Source organism: Nocardia sp. CS682 (genome assembly GCF_004634405.1).
GTDB lineage: Bacteria > Actinomycetota > Actinomycetes > Mycobacteriales > Mycobacteriaceae > Nocardia > Nocardia ninae.
In genome coordinates this window covers 8,791,539-8,807,943 of the sequence record NZ_CP029710.1, presented here as the reverse complement: position 1 = coordinate 8,807,943, position 16,405 = coordinate 8,791,539, and the positions used below count along the sequence as shown (strand labels likewise).

At 67.6% G+C, this 16,405-nt stretch carries 11 protein-coding genes; 8 read left to right on the top strand and 3 right to left on the bottom strand.

The annotated features are described in order from the left end of the window. Window positions 1-4: 4 nt before the first annotated feature. Window positions 5-460, bottom strand: coding sequence for a pyridoxamine 5'-phosphate oxidase family protein (locus DMB37_RS39840; protein ID WP_135237152.1), 456 nt, complete (start codon window positions 458-460; stop codon window positions 5-7). Beyond that, entirely contained in the window at window positions 457-1,329 is an 873-nt protein-coding gene (locus DMB37_RS39835) for a sigma 54 modulation/S30EA ribosomal C-terminal domain-containing protein (protein WP_240772151.1), read from the bottom strand. Before DMB37_RS39835 ends, DMB37_RS39840 begins: the two co-directional genes overlap by 4 nt. Window positions 1,330-1,611: 282 nt before the next feature. On the opposite strand from DMB37_RS39835, the gene DMB37_RS39830 reads away from it, so the two are divergent. Continuing rightward, on the top strand, window positions 1,612-3,660 hold the full coding sequence (locus tag DMB37_RS39830; RefSeq protein ID WP_135237151.1) for an erythromycin esterase family protein: 2,049 nt from the start codon (window positions 1,612-1,614) through the stop codon (window positions 3,658-3,660). 109 nt (window positions 3,661-3,769) lie between these two features. Here DMB37_RS39830 and DMB37_RS41640 read toward each other — a convergent pair whose 3' ends face one another. Continuing rightward, window positions 3,770-4,849, bottom strand: a complete 1,080-nt coding sequence (locus DMB37_RS41640; RefSeq protein WP_240772150.1) for a hypothetical protein — start codon at window positions 4,847-4,849, stop codon at window positions 3,770-3,772. A gap of 262 nt (window positions 4,850-5,111) precedes the next feature. On the opposite strand from DMB37_RS41640, the gene DMB37_RS39820 reads away from it, so the two are divergent. From DMB37_RS39820 to DMB37_RS39790, 7 genes are all read left to right on the top strand, one after another. After that, window positions 5,112-5,822, top strand: coding sequence for a phosphatase PAP2 family protein (locus DMB37_RS39820; protein ID WP_135237150.1), 711 nt, complete (start codon window positions 5,112-5,114; stop codon window positions 5,820-5,822). A 98-nt stretch (window positions 5,823-5,920) separates the two neighbouring features. Further along, entirely contained in the window at window positions 5,921-8,218 is a 2,298-nt protein-coding gene (locus tag DMB37_RS39815) for a lysylphosphatidylglycerol synthase domain-containing protein (RefSeq protein WP_240772149.1), read from the top strand. Window positions 8,219-8,290: 72 nt separating this feature from the next. Further along, the gene (locus DMB37_RS39810) at window positions 8,291-10,921 is read left to right on the top strand and encodes a cation-transporting P-type ATPase (RefSeq protein WP_135237148.1); all 2,631 of its coding nucleotides are present in this window, start codon (window positions 8,291-8,293) and stop codon (window positions 10,919-10,921) included. 4 nt (window positions 10,922-10,925) lie between these two features. Continuing rightward, window positions 10,926-11,480 (top strand): flavodoxin domain-containing protein, encoded by a 555-nt coding sequence (locus DMB37_RS39805; protein WP_135237147.1) that lies wholly within the window; start codon window positions 10,926-10,928, stop codon window positions 11,478-11,480. Between the two features lie 28 nt (window positions 11,481-11,508). Beyond that, window positions 11,509-13,794 (top strand): phosphoenolpyruvate synthase, encoded by a 2,286-nt coding sequence (gene ppsA / locus DMB37_RS39800; protein WP_135237146.1) that lies wholly within the window; start codon window positions 11,509-11,511, stop codon window positions 13,792-13,794. 21 nt (window positions 13,795-13,815) lie between these two features. After that, entirely contained in the window at window positions 13,816-15,156 is a 1,341-nt protein-coding gene (locus DMB37_RS39795) for a wax ester/triacylglycerol synthase domain-containing protein (protein ID WP_135237145.1), read from the top strand. Between the two features lie 79 nt (window positions 15,157-15,235). Beyond that, the gene (locus tag DMB37_RS39790; RefSeq protein ID WP_206055135.1) at window positions 15,236-16,372 is read left to right on the top strand and encodes a hypothetical protein; all 1,137 of its coding nucleotides are present in this window, start codon (window positions 15,236-15,238) and stop codon (window positions 16,370-16,372) included. Window positions 16,373-16,405 lie beyond the last annotated feature (33 nt).

The window sequence follows — 16,405 nt, the reverse complement described above, 5'->3', positions numbered from 1 at the left end:
GGAATCACCCGTCCCGGCGCGGCTTTCGCTTCTCGACGAGCCTGATGCCGGTGACCATCTCCGGTTCGATCGATATGACGCTGTCCATCACTCCGTCGACCCAGGGATGCAGCAGTTGCTCATAGCGGGCAACGAGCTCGGGGGTGGTGACGGTGCGCGCCAATCCGGTCACCGAGACCGACCAGCCAGTCCGCCGGACCGGGTCGATGTCGTCGGCCGCGTAGGTCACCACGACCGGGGAATTGCCACGCACGGCGCCGGTGAACTGAGCGCCGAGCCGAGTGCGGACCACGATGAATCCGTCATCGACCAGATGATTGACCGGGCGGATCGCGGGTAGCGCGTTGCGGGTGAACACAACTCGTCCGAGCGGAGTGCTCGCCAGCAGGCGCAACGCTTCGGCGCGGTCCAGTGCTACTACGTCGCGCTGTTCATCACCCCGAGTGCTGGGATCGATCATGCCGACACGCCGCCGAATGTCGCCTCGTCGGGCAGCACAATCGCAAGATCACCGTCGTGCCGCCGGTACAGTAGACGCCCACGCCCGCTGCGTGGTTCGGTGAAGAACACGAACGGCAGACCGTATCGGCACAACCTAGCCGCGGCCTCGCGATCGGTCAGCAAGGGAGCCGGCCGGGGATCGACCGTGAGCGGCACCGTTTGTGCCGGTTCCGATTGCGGCGGCGCCAGATGTTGACGCGCGAGACGCACTCCGAGTGGGCCCGCCCAGAAGATCACAGCATCGTGACCGGTCTGCGCATCTATGAACAGGTGTGCGTCGTAATCCATCGCGTCCATAGCCCGGGTCGCCGCAGCCGGGTCGCCGACCGCCAACGCGCACGCTTTGCGACGAACGATCGGTCGTTCCTCGGTTACCGCTGCTAACGGCGGCCGTGCCGGATCAGGCCAGTATCGCGGCTCCCCCGTGCCCGTTAGTCGGGCCAACTGTCGGTCGAGCCGTTCGGCCGTGAAGGTGGCCACGAATCCTCGCGGGCCCGCGACCTGCACTCTGGCCTGCGCACCACGGAACCGAATGTTGGCCTGTACCAACACCTGACCATCGCCGCATGGCGGCGCGGACACCCGGACCTGCGCCGCGCACGCGACATGATGCCGACGTAACACCCGAGTGATCGCCCGTTCCAGCCGCGTGACCTCCCTGTCCATCACCTCTCCTCGGGTGACGACGAGCATCGTCGGATCGGTGTCCGACGGCCACGGCTCTATCATTTTCACGGCGACGACCTCGCTTTCTGCATGCCCGGATGTCGCCCCCCATGCCACCAAGCACGCCCTTGCCGCAGACAGGGCCGAAAGTCCCATGATCATTGGACTCAACTCCTGAAAACGGCCCTACCGGATGCCGGCTACCCCGTTGGACAGTGGCGCGACCGGTGACCCGTGGAGTGCGTGACCATCGGCCCGCTGGGCACCGCCTTTCGGCTCTTGGGGTGGCGCCACAAGTGCCGAATGCTGAGTAGCGGCACATGGACCGGCTGCCTGAAGGCCGCACAGCAGTACGTACTGGCCTGCGACAGCTCCGCCCACCTGCAACGGCGGTCCCTTCGCAGGCCAAGCCTGTTCTGCGACAATGCAATCAGGAGATGCGTGATGAGCACAACGCAAGGCAAGCCGCTGACGCCCCCTCGGGTCTTCCGCGACCGGCACGAAGCCGGGCGAGTCCTGGCCGGGCTGCTCGAGCACTATCGCGGCGAGCCGGATGTGCTGGTGCTCGGCTTGCCCCGCGGTGGTATCCCGGTCGCCTGGGAGGTCGCGGCAGCGCTCGGCGCACCGCTGGACGCACTGGTCGTACGCAAGCTCGGCGCGCCGGGGCATCCCGAGTACGCCATCGGGGCATTGGCTACCGGCGGCCGCATCGTGCTCAACGACGACGTGGTACGCGCCCTCGACCTGTCCGCGGACCAGGTGCGCACCATCGCCCGCGCCGAGGCTGTCGAGCTGCATCGCCGCGAGGCCGCTTATCGCGGCCATCGTGGCCCACTCGAGGTGACCGGGCGGACCGTGATCGTGGTAGACGACGGATTGGCTACCGGCGCAAGCATGTTCGCGGCCATCGAGGCCGTTCGGGCGGGCGACCCGAGACGGATCGTGGTCGCCGTCCCCGCCGCACCGCAATCAACCTGCGCCGAGCTCGGTGCCGCCGTCGACGAAATGGTGTGCGCGACAATACCTGCACCGTTCCGCGCGGTCGGTGAGTCCTTCTGGGACTTCACCCAGGTGGCCGATGAGCAGGTACAGGTGCTGCTGGCCACCTCGACCACCGGCACCGCGGTACCGCCGATCAATGCCGCGGCAATAATCCGGGCTGCGGCCATCGACGCACCCGGCGGTGTCCCACCCGAGCAGGTGCTCGAAGACCTGATCGGCAACGCCCGAATCGTGCTGATCGGCGAAAGCTCGCACGGCACAGCCGAGTTCTACACGGCACGCGCGCAGATCACCCGATGGCTGATCGAGCAGAAGGGCTTCACCGCGATCGCCGTCGAGGCCGATTGGCCCGACGCCTTCCGGGTGAATCGCTACCTGCACGGGCACGGCACCGATGCCACGGTCGAAGAGGCCTTGCGCGGATTCCAGCGGTTCCCCGCCTGGATGTGGCGCAACACCGCGGTCCGCGATTTCCTCACCTGGCTGCGGGCGCACAACGCCGGGCAACTACGCGATGGCAAACCCCGCACCGGCTTCTATGGGCTGGACCTGTACAGCCTGCACCGATCGATGCAGGAGGTGGTGCGTTACCTCGAACGCATCGATCCGGTCGCGGCGCGGCGAGCCAGGGCACGCTACGGCTGTTTCGACCACACCGTCGGCGAGGACGACGGCCAGGCCTACGGTTTCGCCGCAGCCTTCGGCGCGGGTAAATCCTGTGAGACACAAGCCATCCGCCAACTGCTCGAACTGCAACGCGGTGCCATCGACAGCCGAGAGCTGACACGTTACGACGCGGACCGGCAATTCGACGCGCTGCGCAACGCCTGGTCGGTGCGCGACGCGGAGGCCTACTACCGCGCTATGTTCGACGATCTAGTGTCCTCGTGGAACCTGCGCGACCGGCACATGGCCGATACTCTCGACGCACTGGACAGCCACCTGTATCGCTACGGTGAGCAATCGGCCCTGGGCGCGGGTCCGGAGGCTCGAATCGTGGTGTGGGCCCACAACTCTCATATCGGCGATGCCCGCGCCACCGAACTGGGCGCGACCGGCCAGCTCACCCTCGGCCAGCTCGTCCGCGAACGCCACGGCGGACACTGCCGATCCATCGGGTTCAGCACCCACTCGGGCACGGTTACCGCCGCCGAGGAGTGGGGCGGGGCCGTCATCCGCGAAACCGTCCGTCCCGCACTGTCGTCCAGCACGGAGGAGCTCCTGCACGACACCGGCAATCCGGAATTCCTCCTTCGCCTCGACATTCCGAACGACGCCGTCGATATCCTCCGCCGACCACGCCTGCAACGCGCCATCGGCGTGATCTACCGCCCGGGCACCGAACGCCAGAGCCATTACTTCCACGCCCGGCCCGCCGACCAATTCGACGCCCTCATCCACATCGACCGGACCACCGCCCTGGAACCACTCGACCCGGTGAGCCGCTCGATCCCGGGCACCGTACCGGAGGCCTACCCGACCGGTCTCTAGCCGAGTCCCAGCGCGAACGTCAGCCCCGATACCGGGGCTGGCGTTCTTTGGATCGTGGGTACTCCGCGGACGATTCGGGGGCGGCCGAAGACGGACCGATATCCGGCGCTCAGCCGACTCTCGACTGCACCGAGTCCATCGGTGCGCGCAGAATACGCACGAGGAACGTGCCGGTGACGGCGGCCATCACCGCGGCCATCAGCAATCCACCCAACACCCCGATCAGCACCATCAGCACGGCGGATTGCCCTTCCTGCCACAGCGGGCTGGTGAACGCGGTGAAGGCGAGCAGTCCTGCCAGCCAGGCGAGAGCCGTAGCCCAAATCCACTGTCCTGCACCGGCTATCAGCCGCCGCAACACCAACCACTGGGCGACACCGATCGACAACAGCACGATCAGACCGCCACCCACCACCGCGGGCCAGAGCACGGCGGGCGACCATCGACCGATCCCCTCGGACGACGCGACCGGCACCACACCCACCGACCACGCGACCAAGGCTCCCAGCATGGTCGCGAAAACCCAAGTACGCGAACGAAACCCGGGCACGACCGGCCGAAGCACGCGTGCCTGGAACAGGCCGAGCACGCTCCCCTCGACCCCGCCCGCGATCAGCAGCGCTACTACCGCCGCCACCGGTGCGGCGTCGCGCACCAGCACGCCGGTGACGGCGGGCACCGCGAAGCCGAACAACTCCCCCACCGTGACGAACGCGAACCAGCGCCGCCACAATCCGTGCCGCCCGGTCGTGCCGGGCCGCTCGTGCAGCCCGAGCGGCGAGTGCGCGGTCGCCAATTCGATCACCACGAACGGGTCCGTCACCGACAGCTCCGCGCGCGGATGATCTGCCTGATAGATCGCCGCCACCTCTTCGTGTTCCAGCGATCCGACGGGTGCCACATGTCCCGTACCGATACGCCACCGACCGTCGATCCACAGGGATACGAGGCGGGGGGTCCGGAAGTTGCGCCACCACGTCTTTGTGTCGGCGCGAGCTACATAGACGACAACGTTGTCGCCCGTGCGGGAGTAGGACACCGGCAGCGCGATATGTCGACCGGAGCGCCTGGCTTGGTAGCGCAGTTCGCTCAGGTTGTGCCGCAGCCCGCGGCCGATCGGCGAATGCAATGCCGTCAGTACCGCTGATGCGCCGAGGCCTGCGGTTTCGTATCGAGTCGTGCCTGTCATGACTTCTATCGTGGTCCGCGTCACACCGGTAGCGGGAGGATCGAAAGCCCCCATTCGGGAGGACCTCCCGGCCCTACGGTCGGTGACCCACCGGCAGGGCGAGCCGCGCGCACCGAGGGGCTACGACCACCTCGCCAACTGACCGAAGGCCTCCGCCGCGGGGCACCAATTCCCCTACCCCCGGCGACCGCGCTGCGGCAATGGTGAGTGGCACCGGCACGGCCGGCGAGAAGGGTGGACATCGGTGAGCACGAGGAGAACGGTGACTGTGCGGCGGCGAGCCCTCGACGGATGGCTGGTCGTCGGCGGCGCGGTGGGCACCGGGCTGTGCGCCGTGGCCGCCGCGGCAGCGCTGACCGATCAGGGGGATCGCACTCTGTTCCTGCACATCAATGCACTGCCCGATGCGCTGTACCGACCGCTGTGGATCGTCCAGTTGATCGGCGTACTCGGCGCGCCGATAGCGGTCGCCGCACTCGCGGTCGGCACTCGGCGATTCCGCCTTGCCGCCGGACTGGTGCTGCTGGTGCCGACGAAACTCGTGGTGGAGCGGGATGTTTTGAAGCAACTCGTGCACCGGCCCCGGCCAGGAGCAATGGTTCCGGAGGCGATCCTGCGGGACGTGCCCACCGCCGGATCCGCGTTTCCGTCGGGTCACGCGATGATCGTGTTCGCGATGGTGGTTCTGCTGAGTCCATATGTGAACCGTCGCGCGCAACTGGCGCTCGCCGCGGCCGCACTGCTGGCCGCCGTCGCACGCATCTACCTGGGTGCGCACACGCCGCTCGACGTGCTGGGCGGGGCGGCTGCGGGTATCACCCTGGGAGCACTGCTCAATCTCGCTGTCGGCGTCGGGCCCGCAGCCTCCGGTCCGCGTGACGATGGACCCCCGCATCCGAGCCGAAGTCCCCTGCCCGGACGCGGCCGCCGTTGGGAGAGTACAGATTCGCCGACGAAAGACGAGAGACGATGACGGCCCAGGCAGCATGCACCGCAAGCCCGCAGACAACCGGGACCCCTGAACCATCCGCCCGCCCGGTCGTTCAACGCCACGTAGGTGACGCCGTTCGAGTGGCTCTCGGCATTGTGGCACTGACTATTTCGGCGCTCGTGGCCCGGCACACCGAAGTCCCCCGGCTGGAAATCGACCTGTTCCGGTTGATCAACGACTTGCCGTCGTGGGTCACCCCGGTCCTGTACGTCATCATGCAACTGGGCACGATCGGTGCCGTCGGCGCCGTCGCCGCCGGCGCATTGCTGGCACGGCAGGTCCGGCTCGCCCGCGACGTCGCGGCCGCGGGAGCCATCTCGTATTTCCTTGCCATAGAAGTGAAGTCGCTGATCGGCCGAGCACGACCCGACGCCCTGCTCGAGGAGTTGAACCTGCGGACCCAGCAGGGCGGGCTCGGTTTCGTCTCCGGGCACGCAGCGGTAGCGGCCGCCATGGCCGCGGCGGCCGCGCCGTGGCTGCCTCGGCCATGGCGCCGGGTCGTCTGGGCAGTTGCCGGAGTCGTCGCCTTGTCCCGGGTCTTCGTCGGCGCACATCTCGTCCTGGATGTTTTCGGCGGCGCGGCCCTGGGCTGGACGGTTGCCGCCGCCCTACACCTGCTGTGGGGCGCACCCGTGCACCGGACCGAGGCCCCGGCACTACAGCGAGCGCTGGCCGCCGCAGGGCTACGTCCGCTGCTGGTCACCCCGGTCGCCCTCGATGCGCGCGGTTCCCGGCCGTTCCTCGTCACCACCGACGGCGGCCCCGGCGACCTGTTCGTCAAAGTGATCGGCTACCACGAACGCAACGCCGACGTGCTCTTCAAGCTGTTCCGCCACCTCATCTTCCGCGAGGTAGAGGATGAAACACCGTTCACCACACCGAAACAGGAGGCCGAGCACGAAGCGTTCATCGCACTGCTGGCACAGCGAGCCGGCGTGCGTACCCCGCCGATAGTCTCGGTCGGTGTCGCCGAGAGCGGTGATGCGTGGCTCGCCGAAACCCGCGTACCCGGCCGCAATTTCGCCCGCTCGATGCCGGAGCCCATCTCCGATGAGTTGCTCTGCGACATCTGGTGCCAGCTCGCACTGCTGCGCGCGGCCCGAATCGCCCACCGCGATCTGCGCTTGGCCAACATCCTGATCGATGAGCAGGGCGCGCCATGGATCGTCGATTTCGGTTTCGGGGAATCCAGTGCTTCCGATCACCGGCTCGACGCCGATGTGGCCGAGTTGCTCACCTCGATGAGTCTGAAAGTCGGTGCGAAACGCGCGGTCGACAGCGCCCTACGCGTGCTCGGCGCCGATGCGCTGACCGGCGCGGCACCCCTGCTGCAGCCGCTGGCGCTCGCCTCGGCCACCCGCAGTGCGGCTCGGCAGCACCGCGGGCTCCTGAACCAATTGCGCACCGCCGTCGGCGATGTCACCGCAACGTCACCGGCACAACCGGAGGTCCTGTTGCGGTTCCGCTGGCGCACTCTCGGCTGGATCGCGGCGACAGTATTCGCGACCTATGTTTTGCTACCCCAGATCGGCCAGCTCGGCCAGACCATCACCGCGCTCGACGACGCGCAATGGCAATGGCTGGCGGGCACGCTCGCGATGTCGGCCGCGACCTACGCCGCGGCGGCGCTCGCCCTGATGGGTGCCAGTCCGCGCCCGCTGGCCTTCGGCCGCACCATGAATGTGCAGCTGGCGACCTCGTTCGCCAATCGGCTGATGCCGTACGGCATCGGCGGAACCGCCGTCAACGAGCGGTATCTGGAACGGTCGGGACTGCCCCGGGCCACTGCCGTCGCGGCCGTCGCGCTGACGATTACCTCTGGTGCGGTCATGCATCTGATCGAGCTCGCCGGTGCCGGGATCTGGCTCGGCCAGACCCGATTGCTGCTGGCCTCGGCACTGCCCTCCGCATGGAGTCTGCTCATCGGCTTCGTCGCCGCGATGACCGCACTCGGTGTCGCGATCACAGTACTGCTACGCCGCCCCGACTGGCTGGCCGCGATACGCACCGCCGCAAGTGCGATGGCCGATATTCTGCACCAACCGCGACGCGCCGCCATGTTGATCGGCGGACATGTCCTCACCAACGTCGGCTACATTGCGGCACTGGGCTTTTCGATCCACGCGTTCGGCGGGCACGCCTCGGCGGCCTTGGTGACCGCCGTCTTCCTCGGCGGGGCGGCACTGGGTGCGGCGAGCCCGACTCCAGCGGGCCTCGGCGTTGTCGAGGCCGCGCTGGTAGCCGGTCTGATGGTCGGCGGTGTGGCGAGCGCACCTGCCGTCGCAGGCGTACTCGCCTACCGGCTCGCCACCTTCTGGATCCCGGCCGCCGCGGGCTTCATCTCCTTCAAGTCCCTGCAACGCCAGCGGATTCTCTGAAAGGTCGTTGGTCCCACATCCCTGAGTACGACGACTCTGATCGGTACGACGGGGCACAGGCAGGCTGAAAACATGGATTCGTCACCCACTGAACTCGTGGCAGGCCGTCGCGGTCTCTCGCACCCCACGGCGGCCGAGCGCAGTCACCGCGACGGACCGAACACCCTGCCCACCCCGCCCAGAACGAATCCGGCCCTACTGCTGGTAGCTCAGCTGACCCACTTCTTCGCGGTGATGCTCTGGGTCGCAGCGGCATTGGCATTGCTCGCAGGCATGCCCGCGCTGGCGATAGCCATCGCGGTCGTGGTTGTGCTCAACGGGGTATTCGCGTTCGCCCAGGAGTATCAGGCCGATCGTGCCGCCGAGCGGTTGCGCGATCTGCTCCCGGTGCGCGCGCGGGTGCGCCGCGACGGTCGAATCGTCATGGTGGACTCCACCGACCTGGTCGTCGACGACCTCGTTGTGCTCGAGGCCGGAGACCGCGTGTGCGCCGACGCCGTGGTACTCGACGCGCAGCGCCTCGATGTCGACGAATCGATGCTGACCGGTGAGAGCAAGCCGGTGACCGTCGAGCCGGGGTGCGGCGTGCTCGCGGGCACCTATGTCGTTGCCGGACACGCAGAGGCCCGAGTGCGTGCGATCGGCGGGCAGACCAGGCTGGCCGGACTCGCGGCGGTGACTGTCCACGCCACCCGTCCGCCGAGTCCGCTGACCAGGCAGTTGCATCGCGTCGTCCGCATGGTGGCGATGATCGCGGTGGCCGTCGGTGGACTCTCGTTCGCCGTGTTCGCGCTGCTCGGCCGCGACACCACGCCGTCCCTGCTGTTTTCGATCGGCGTCACCGTCGCCCTGGTACCCGAGGGTCTGTTGCCCACGGTCACGTTGTCACTGGCGCGGGCCGCGCAACGGATGGCCGGTGCGAACGCCTTGGTGCGCAAGCTGGAGTCGGTCGAGACACTGGGCGCCACCACGTTCATCTGCACCGATAAGACAGGCACCCTCACCCGCAACGAGATGCAGGCCGTCGAAGTGTGGACTCCGCAGGGCACCACAACTGTTGAGGGCGCCGGGTACGGCCCCGCGGGCACCCTGATCGGCACCGAACAGGCGGTCGCCGAGGCGCGCGCTGTCGCGGATTCGGCCGCGCGCTGTTCACCGGATGCCCACGCGCGCGAACATCAAGGCCGATGGCTGGCGGTCGGCGACCCGATGGAGGTGGCTGTGCACGTGTTGGCCACCCGTGCGGGTGCCGCGGTGGCACCGGTCCCCCGGCATCGGGAACCGTTCGACACCCACACCCGCCGGGCTTCGGTCACCGATGTCGACGGCGTCCACATCACTGGTGCGTCCGAGGCCGTGTTTGCCCTGTGCGACAAAGGCGATCCCGGGACGGCCGAGGCCATTGCGGTCGCCACCACGCAGGTCGATGCCATGGCGGCTCGTGGTCTGCGCGTGATCGCGGTGGCCATGGCCGAGCACGCTGCCGGACCGGCGCGGCTACTCGGGCTGATCGGGCTGGAGGATCCGCCGCGTCCCGATGTCGCCGACGCGATCGCCGCCTGTCGCCGCGCCGGCATCAAGATTGCCATGGTCACCGGCGACCATCCGGGCACCGCAGCCGCGATCGCCGCCGAGGTCGGCTTGTTCGGCACCGACCGAATCGTAGTGGAGGGCAAGGATCTGCCGGCTGACGACGCTGAATTGGCGGCCCTGCTGGCGCGCGACGGCGTAGTCGTCGCCCGGGTGGCACCGGAGGAGAAATTGCGGATCGCGGTGGCCTTGCAGCGGCACGGGCATGTGGTCGCCATGACCGGCGACGGTGTCAACGACGGCCCGGCGCTGCGCACGGCCGACATCGGGATCGCCATGGGCGCGTCCGGCACCGATGTCGCCCGCGAGGCGGCGGATCTGGTGCTACTGGACGACCATTTCGGCACCATAGTGGCCGCCATCCAGCTCGGCCGTGCGACCTTCGCCAACATCCGCCGCTTCCTGACCTACCACCTCACCGACAATGTCGCCGAACTCGCGCCGTTCGCCGTGTGGGGCGCCTCCGGTGGCGCGATTCCCTTGGGATTCACCGTTTTACAGGTACTCGCCCTCGATATCGGTACCGATCTGCTGCCCGCGCTCGCCCTCGGTGCCGAGCCGCCCAACCCGCGCACGATGTCCGGGCCCGCCCGCACCGGCAACCTGCTGGACGCAAGACTGCTGCGCCGCGTTTTCGGTGTATTGGGGCCCGTCGAAGCCGGGGTGGGCATGGTCGCGTTCCTCACTGTCCTCTACGCCGGGGGTTGGCGAGTCGGGGCCGCCGCCGACCCTGGACTGGTCGCGGCGGCCTCCGGCGCGCTGTTCGCTGCCGTCGTGCTCGGGCAGTTGACCAACGCGTTCGCCTGCCGCAGCGAAACCCGCTGGTTCGGCGTGACCGGCTGGCGTGGCAATCCGCTGCTGCTGCTCGCGGTAGCCGCCGAACTCGTACTGCTTGTCCTCGCTTTGTGGCTGCCCCCGTTGCCGGGACTGCTCGGTGGCTCCGCACCGACCCTGCTGGGTTGGTCGATTGCCGCCGCGGCGATTCCCGCGCTGTTGTTGGCCGATACCGGATACAAGGTATATCGCCGCCGTCGCGTCCTGGCTGAGGCCGTTGGTCACCCCACAACGGGCATCACGGCTCTGACCGGCGCGGGCAGTCCTGGGTCACGCTGAAGACATGAATGCGAACACACCTCACATCGCTGTCGTCTACGCGACAGAACAGGGATCGACCCGCGATATCGCGGAATTCATCGCTGCCACACTGACCGAGCGTGGCGCCGTCGTAGAGTTGGCCGACGTCGAGCACGCACCCGACCTTTCCCGCTTCGGCACTGTCGTGCTCGGCAGTGCGATCCATAATATGGAATTGCTGCCCGCGGCCGCCGAATACGTGCGCACGCACCGCGCCGAACTTCGCAACACCGACGTGTGGTTGTTCAGCGTCGGCCTCGGCCCGGCACTGCGCGGGCCGATCGGGCGGTGGGTCGGCCGCACGGTGCCGAAGAAGATCGCCGCACTGCGTGATTCGATCGCGCCGCACGACTACCACGCCTTCGCCGGGCATTACGACCGCGCCGGTGTCTCGCTGAAAGCGCGAACGATATACCGCCTGATGGGCGGCGGCCGATATGGCGACCTGCGTGATTGGGCCGACATCCGCGCCTGGTCGGCGACCATCGCGCAATCGCTCGGCTTGCCGCAACCGCGTTCGACCACGGTCCACCCGTAGGCAAAACAAGAAAGCGATAGGAATCGACATGGGCGACTATCTGGCCGACTTCGGTGAGCTGCGGCTCGCCGATGCGGATCGAGCCGGTGGCAAAGGCGCGAACCTGGGTGAGCTGGTAGCGGCGAAGCTACCGGTACCACCGGGTTTCGTGATCCTGCGGTCGTGCTATGAGGAGGTGATCACCAACGGCCCCTACGGCGCCGAGCTCGACCAGCTGCACACCCAGGCCATCGACGCGAGCGACGACGGCCCGCGCGTAGCCGAATTGTGCCGCCGGATGCGCGAACTCGTCCACAAGTCCACCCTCGACGGCACGCTCCGCGACGCGATACTGGCCGCCTACCATGCCCTCGGCGACCAGGTTCCGGTCGCCGTCCGCTCCTCGGCGATCGGCGAGGACAGCGCTACCTCCTCGTTCGCGGGCATGAACGTCTCGCGCACCAACGTGCACGGCGACGACAAGCTGCTCACCACCGTCATCGACTGCTGGGCTTCACTTTTCACCCCGCGCGTGGTGACCTACCGCGCCCGGCGCGGCATGCGGCAGCGGCCGTTGATGGCCGTGGTGGTGCAGCGCATGGTGACCGCAAGACAGTCCGGAGTCGCGTTCACCGCCGATCCGGCGACCGGTCGCCGGGACCGCGTCGTGATCGACGCCGCCCGCGGACAGGGTGAGGTGGTGGTGTCCGGCGCGACCGAACCCGACACCTACCTGTTCGACGCGGCCGGACCTACGCTGCTGGAAAGCCGCCGGGGCAGACAGAGTTTCGAGATCGTGGCCGGCGCCGACGGAGACCGGAAAGTTGACCTGACCGGCACCGACACCCCCGTTTTGGCTGAGGCGCAAGCGCTGGCGGTCGCTCGGCTCGCGCTGGCCGTGCAACGGCACCATGGCGGCACACCGCAAGACGTCGAGTGGACCTTCGACGACGAGACCCTCTGGCTCGTCCAAGCCCGCCCCATCACTATGCTCCCCGACAATCCGGTCGAGCAGCACAGCGCCGCTCCCGCTTCCCGAATCCTGGTGCGCGGCTTGGCCGCCGCGCCCGGCCGGGCGAGCGGTGCCGTGCGCGTGCTCACCTCACCCGACCAGGGTCAATCACTGCGCGACGGCGAGGTACTCGTCGCGCCGATGACCAATCCTGATTGGCTGCCCACCCTCACCCGCGCGGTCGCCGTCGTCACCGACAGCGGCGGCATGACCTGCCACGCGGCGATCGTCGCGCGGGAACTCGGTATCCCCTGCATCGTCGGTGCTCGTATCGCAACCACCGCGCTGACCGACGGCCTCCTCGTCACCGTCGACGGCGCCGCCGGCGAAGTCCGTTCCGGGCGAACGGAATCGAGCACCACCGCCATAGCGGCCGAATCTCCCGCAGCGGTCGGAGTCGCGGCCGAGGTCACCGCCACCCGGATCTACGTCAACCTCGCGCTGCCCGAGGCCGCCGAGCGGGTGGCGCAGACCCAGGTCGACGGCGTCGGCCTGCTGCGCGCGGAAACCCTGCTGACCCAGGCACTGGACGGCCGTCATCCCCGCGATCTGATCGCCAGGGGCGAGCAGCACCTCTTCGTCGATCGGATGGCCGAGTCGCTGCACCGGATCACCGCGGCATTCCAGCCCCGGCCGGTCGTCTATCGGGCAACGGACCTGCGCAGCAACGAATTCCGCGCCCTCACCGGCGGAGATCGGTACGAGCCCGTCGAACACAACCCGATGATCGGTTATCGCGGCTGCTACCGCTACGTCCGCGAGCCCGAGACCTTCGCGCTCGAACTGGCTGCCCTGGCCCGGGTCCGCGAACAAACTCCCAACTTGCACTTGATGATTCCGTTCGTGCGCACTCGCTGGGAGCTGGAGGCATGCCTCGAACTCATCGATGCCAGCGCGCTCGGCCGCCAGCGCGGCCTGCACCGCTGGGTCATGGCCGAAGTACCGTCGGTGGTGCACTGGCTGCCCGAGTACGTCGGCCTCGGCATCGACGGTGTCTCCATCGGCAGCAACGATCTCACGCAACTGATGCTCGGTGTCGACCGCGATTCCGAAGAATGCGCCGAGCTGTTCGACGAATCCGACCCGGCCGTCCTCGACGCCATCACCCGCATCGTCGGCACCGCGCGCCGCCTCGGCATCACCTCCTCACTGTGCGGACAGGCCCCCTCGAATCACCCCGAGTTCGCCGAACACCTTGTCCGCATGGGTATTACGTCGATTTCGGTCACGCCGGACGCCGTGCCCGCGGCACGCCGTGCCGTGGCCGCCGCAGAACGGCGGTTGCTGCTCGACAGTGCACTGTCCGATGCCGTTTCGACCTGACCACGTCCCGGGCGTAAGAGCATGGTCAACCATCGGCACCCGAGCAGCACCAGGCCGCGTCCGGTCGTCATCGACCGGGCCGGCCCGATGGATCTCACGGTACTGGCCGCCGACCATGCACCGGTCCCGATGAACATGGGCGCGATACTGATGTTCCAGGACGGCATCGCGCCCAGCGCAATCCGGGAGCTGCTAACCGAGCGGCTGCCCCGGATCCCTCGGTTACGACAAGCATTGCGCCGCACGCCTTTCGGTTGCGGACGTCCCGTGTGGCTCGACGATCCCGACTTCGACCTGGACCGGCATATGGATGTCGTGTCCTGGGCGGAACCAGGCAGCCGGGAGCTGCTCGATACCGCAGCCGAGCTGCTGTGCCGTCCGCTGCGCACCGATCGCCCGCTGTGGCGGGCGACCCTCGTGACCGCTACCAGCCATGCGGCGCTGGTCGTCGTCGTGCATCACGTCCTCGCGGACGGCCTCGGCGGTTTGGCCGTCCTCGCCGCGCTGGCCGACGAGGGACCGGAGCAACCGGTCCCGGACTTTCCGCGACCGCCACCGGACTCTCGAACATTGCTTGCCGATGCGATGCGCGAGCGACTCCGCGCGGTCCGCGCGCTACCCACTGCGCTGCGACAGGGGATCGCGGGCTTGCGCGAACTCGGCTTCGGGTGGACGCGGATTCATCTGGTCGAGCCGACTTCGCTGAACCAGCCCACCTCGCCGCGCAGGCGCCTCACCAGAATCACTACCCCGTTGGACGAGATCGCCGCCGCGGCGCATCGGCACGGCGGCACGGTCAACGATGTTGTCCTCGCCGCTGTTACTGGTGCACTGCTCGAAATAATGAGTGAACGCGGCGAGCACCCACCCCGGTTGGTTGTTTCGGTGCCCATCTCCGGACGCCGCAGCACCACCGCGAACGAATTGGGCAACAACACCGGCGTGCGCCCCATCTCGGTGCCCGCGACCCTCGACGACTCTGCCAGGCTCACCGAAATCATCACCCGCACAAGGGATGCGAGCAGATCGACCGTCCGGGCGTCCTCGTCGGGCCCGTTGGGCGCCCTCTTCCGGATCCTGCACCGCACCGGCCTGTTTCAGCGGTTCATCGATCATCAACGCTTGGTGCACACCTTCGAAACGAATCTGCGCGGCCCCGCTGTGGCATTACACCTCGCCGGACACCGCGTCGACGCCCTGATTCCGTTGGTGGTAACTCCGGGAAACGTCGGCGTGACCTTCGCTGTTCTGTCGTATGCAGGCACCCTCGGGGTCACCGTGATCGCCGACCCCGATCTCGTGCCGGATCAGGACATTTTGACCAGCGCCATCCACACAAGGTTCATTCGTCTCGTTCATTAGGCCAGAAATGGCCTCAGGGGTCGCCATATAGGGCCGAAGGCCCTTTCGCGTTTTCGCCGGTCTCTGTTGTCATGGGGACTTGCACCCAACGGTTATTCACAAACCGGCGCCGTGCTACCCGTTTCAATCTTTGAACGACGATGACGAAAGGCGGTACCGGACCATGATAATCGCTGCGTCCGAAGCAGTTTCCGGAAATCCTGCTCCATTCACCTGGGTGACGGCCGTCTCCATGGCCGTGTTCTGTGCGATCCTGTGGGCGATCGTCGGCTATATGCAAACCCACCCGCGAGCATCCATGTGGGTGTGGGGTCTGTCGATGCTCACCTTCCCCTTGTGGATCTGGGGGCCGGGCCGCGATATCGGCCTGATCAACTGGTTTTCCTGGGCGAAGATCCTCTCGGTGCTCATCCCCCTCGTCATTGTCGGCGCCATGCGCGTCGCGGTGTCCGAACATCGGGACGGCCCGGTATGGCGCTTGTTGCGGAACCCGGAGTTCCTCTGGTTTCCCTACGCCATCCTGTTCCTGAACATCGCCGAGGCGACCCTGCGCGATGCACAGATCGGAAATTATTTGAATGCGGCGGTGGGCCTTGGCCTTTGCCTGACGATTCCCTACAGCCCCCGGTTCTGGGCCTTCACCGGTGGCCGCAACGCGGAGTTGGTCGCCTACACCACGGTCGCGTGGAATTTCCTCTACACATCATGGAATCTGTGCTTCACCTTCGGTGGCTACCCCAGCCAGGAGGAGCATTTCGCGGGCAGTATCTGCATTCTCGCGGTCGCCGAAATCTATCCGTTGATCAAGCGCAGGCCCGAGCTCTACATCATGGCGCGGATCTACACCCTGCCGGTGTTGATGCTGGTGATCGGGGTCTACAACATCTTCCCGACGGTCATGCCCTCCGACGGCTGGTTCGACAACACAGTCTGGATCGTCTGGGGCGCCGCCAATTTCGTCCTCATGGTCCCCTACCTGTTCTGGCACACCTGGCAGCTACAGACCGGCAAAGCCTTCACCAGCTTCCGCCGCGGCACGGCACGGCAGGAGTTCATCGACCGACACGGCGCTGCCGTCGAACAGTTCGTCGACCTCGGACGCTCGCTCGAACCGGGCGGCGGACGCGAGCGTGCCCGCCGCCTCCGAGACGACCTTGGTCCGGTCCCCGCAGGACCAAGGACCCTGACCGCGACCGCCGCTGACCAGGCATTGTGAACGAGCGGGCCGCGGCAACCGTCCAACCGCGGC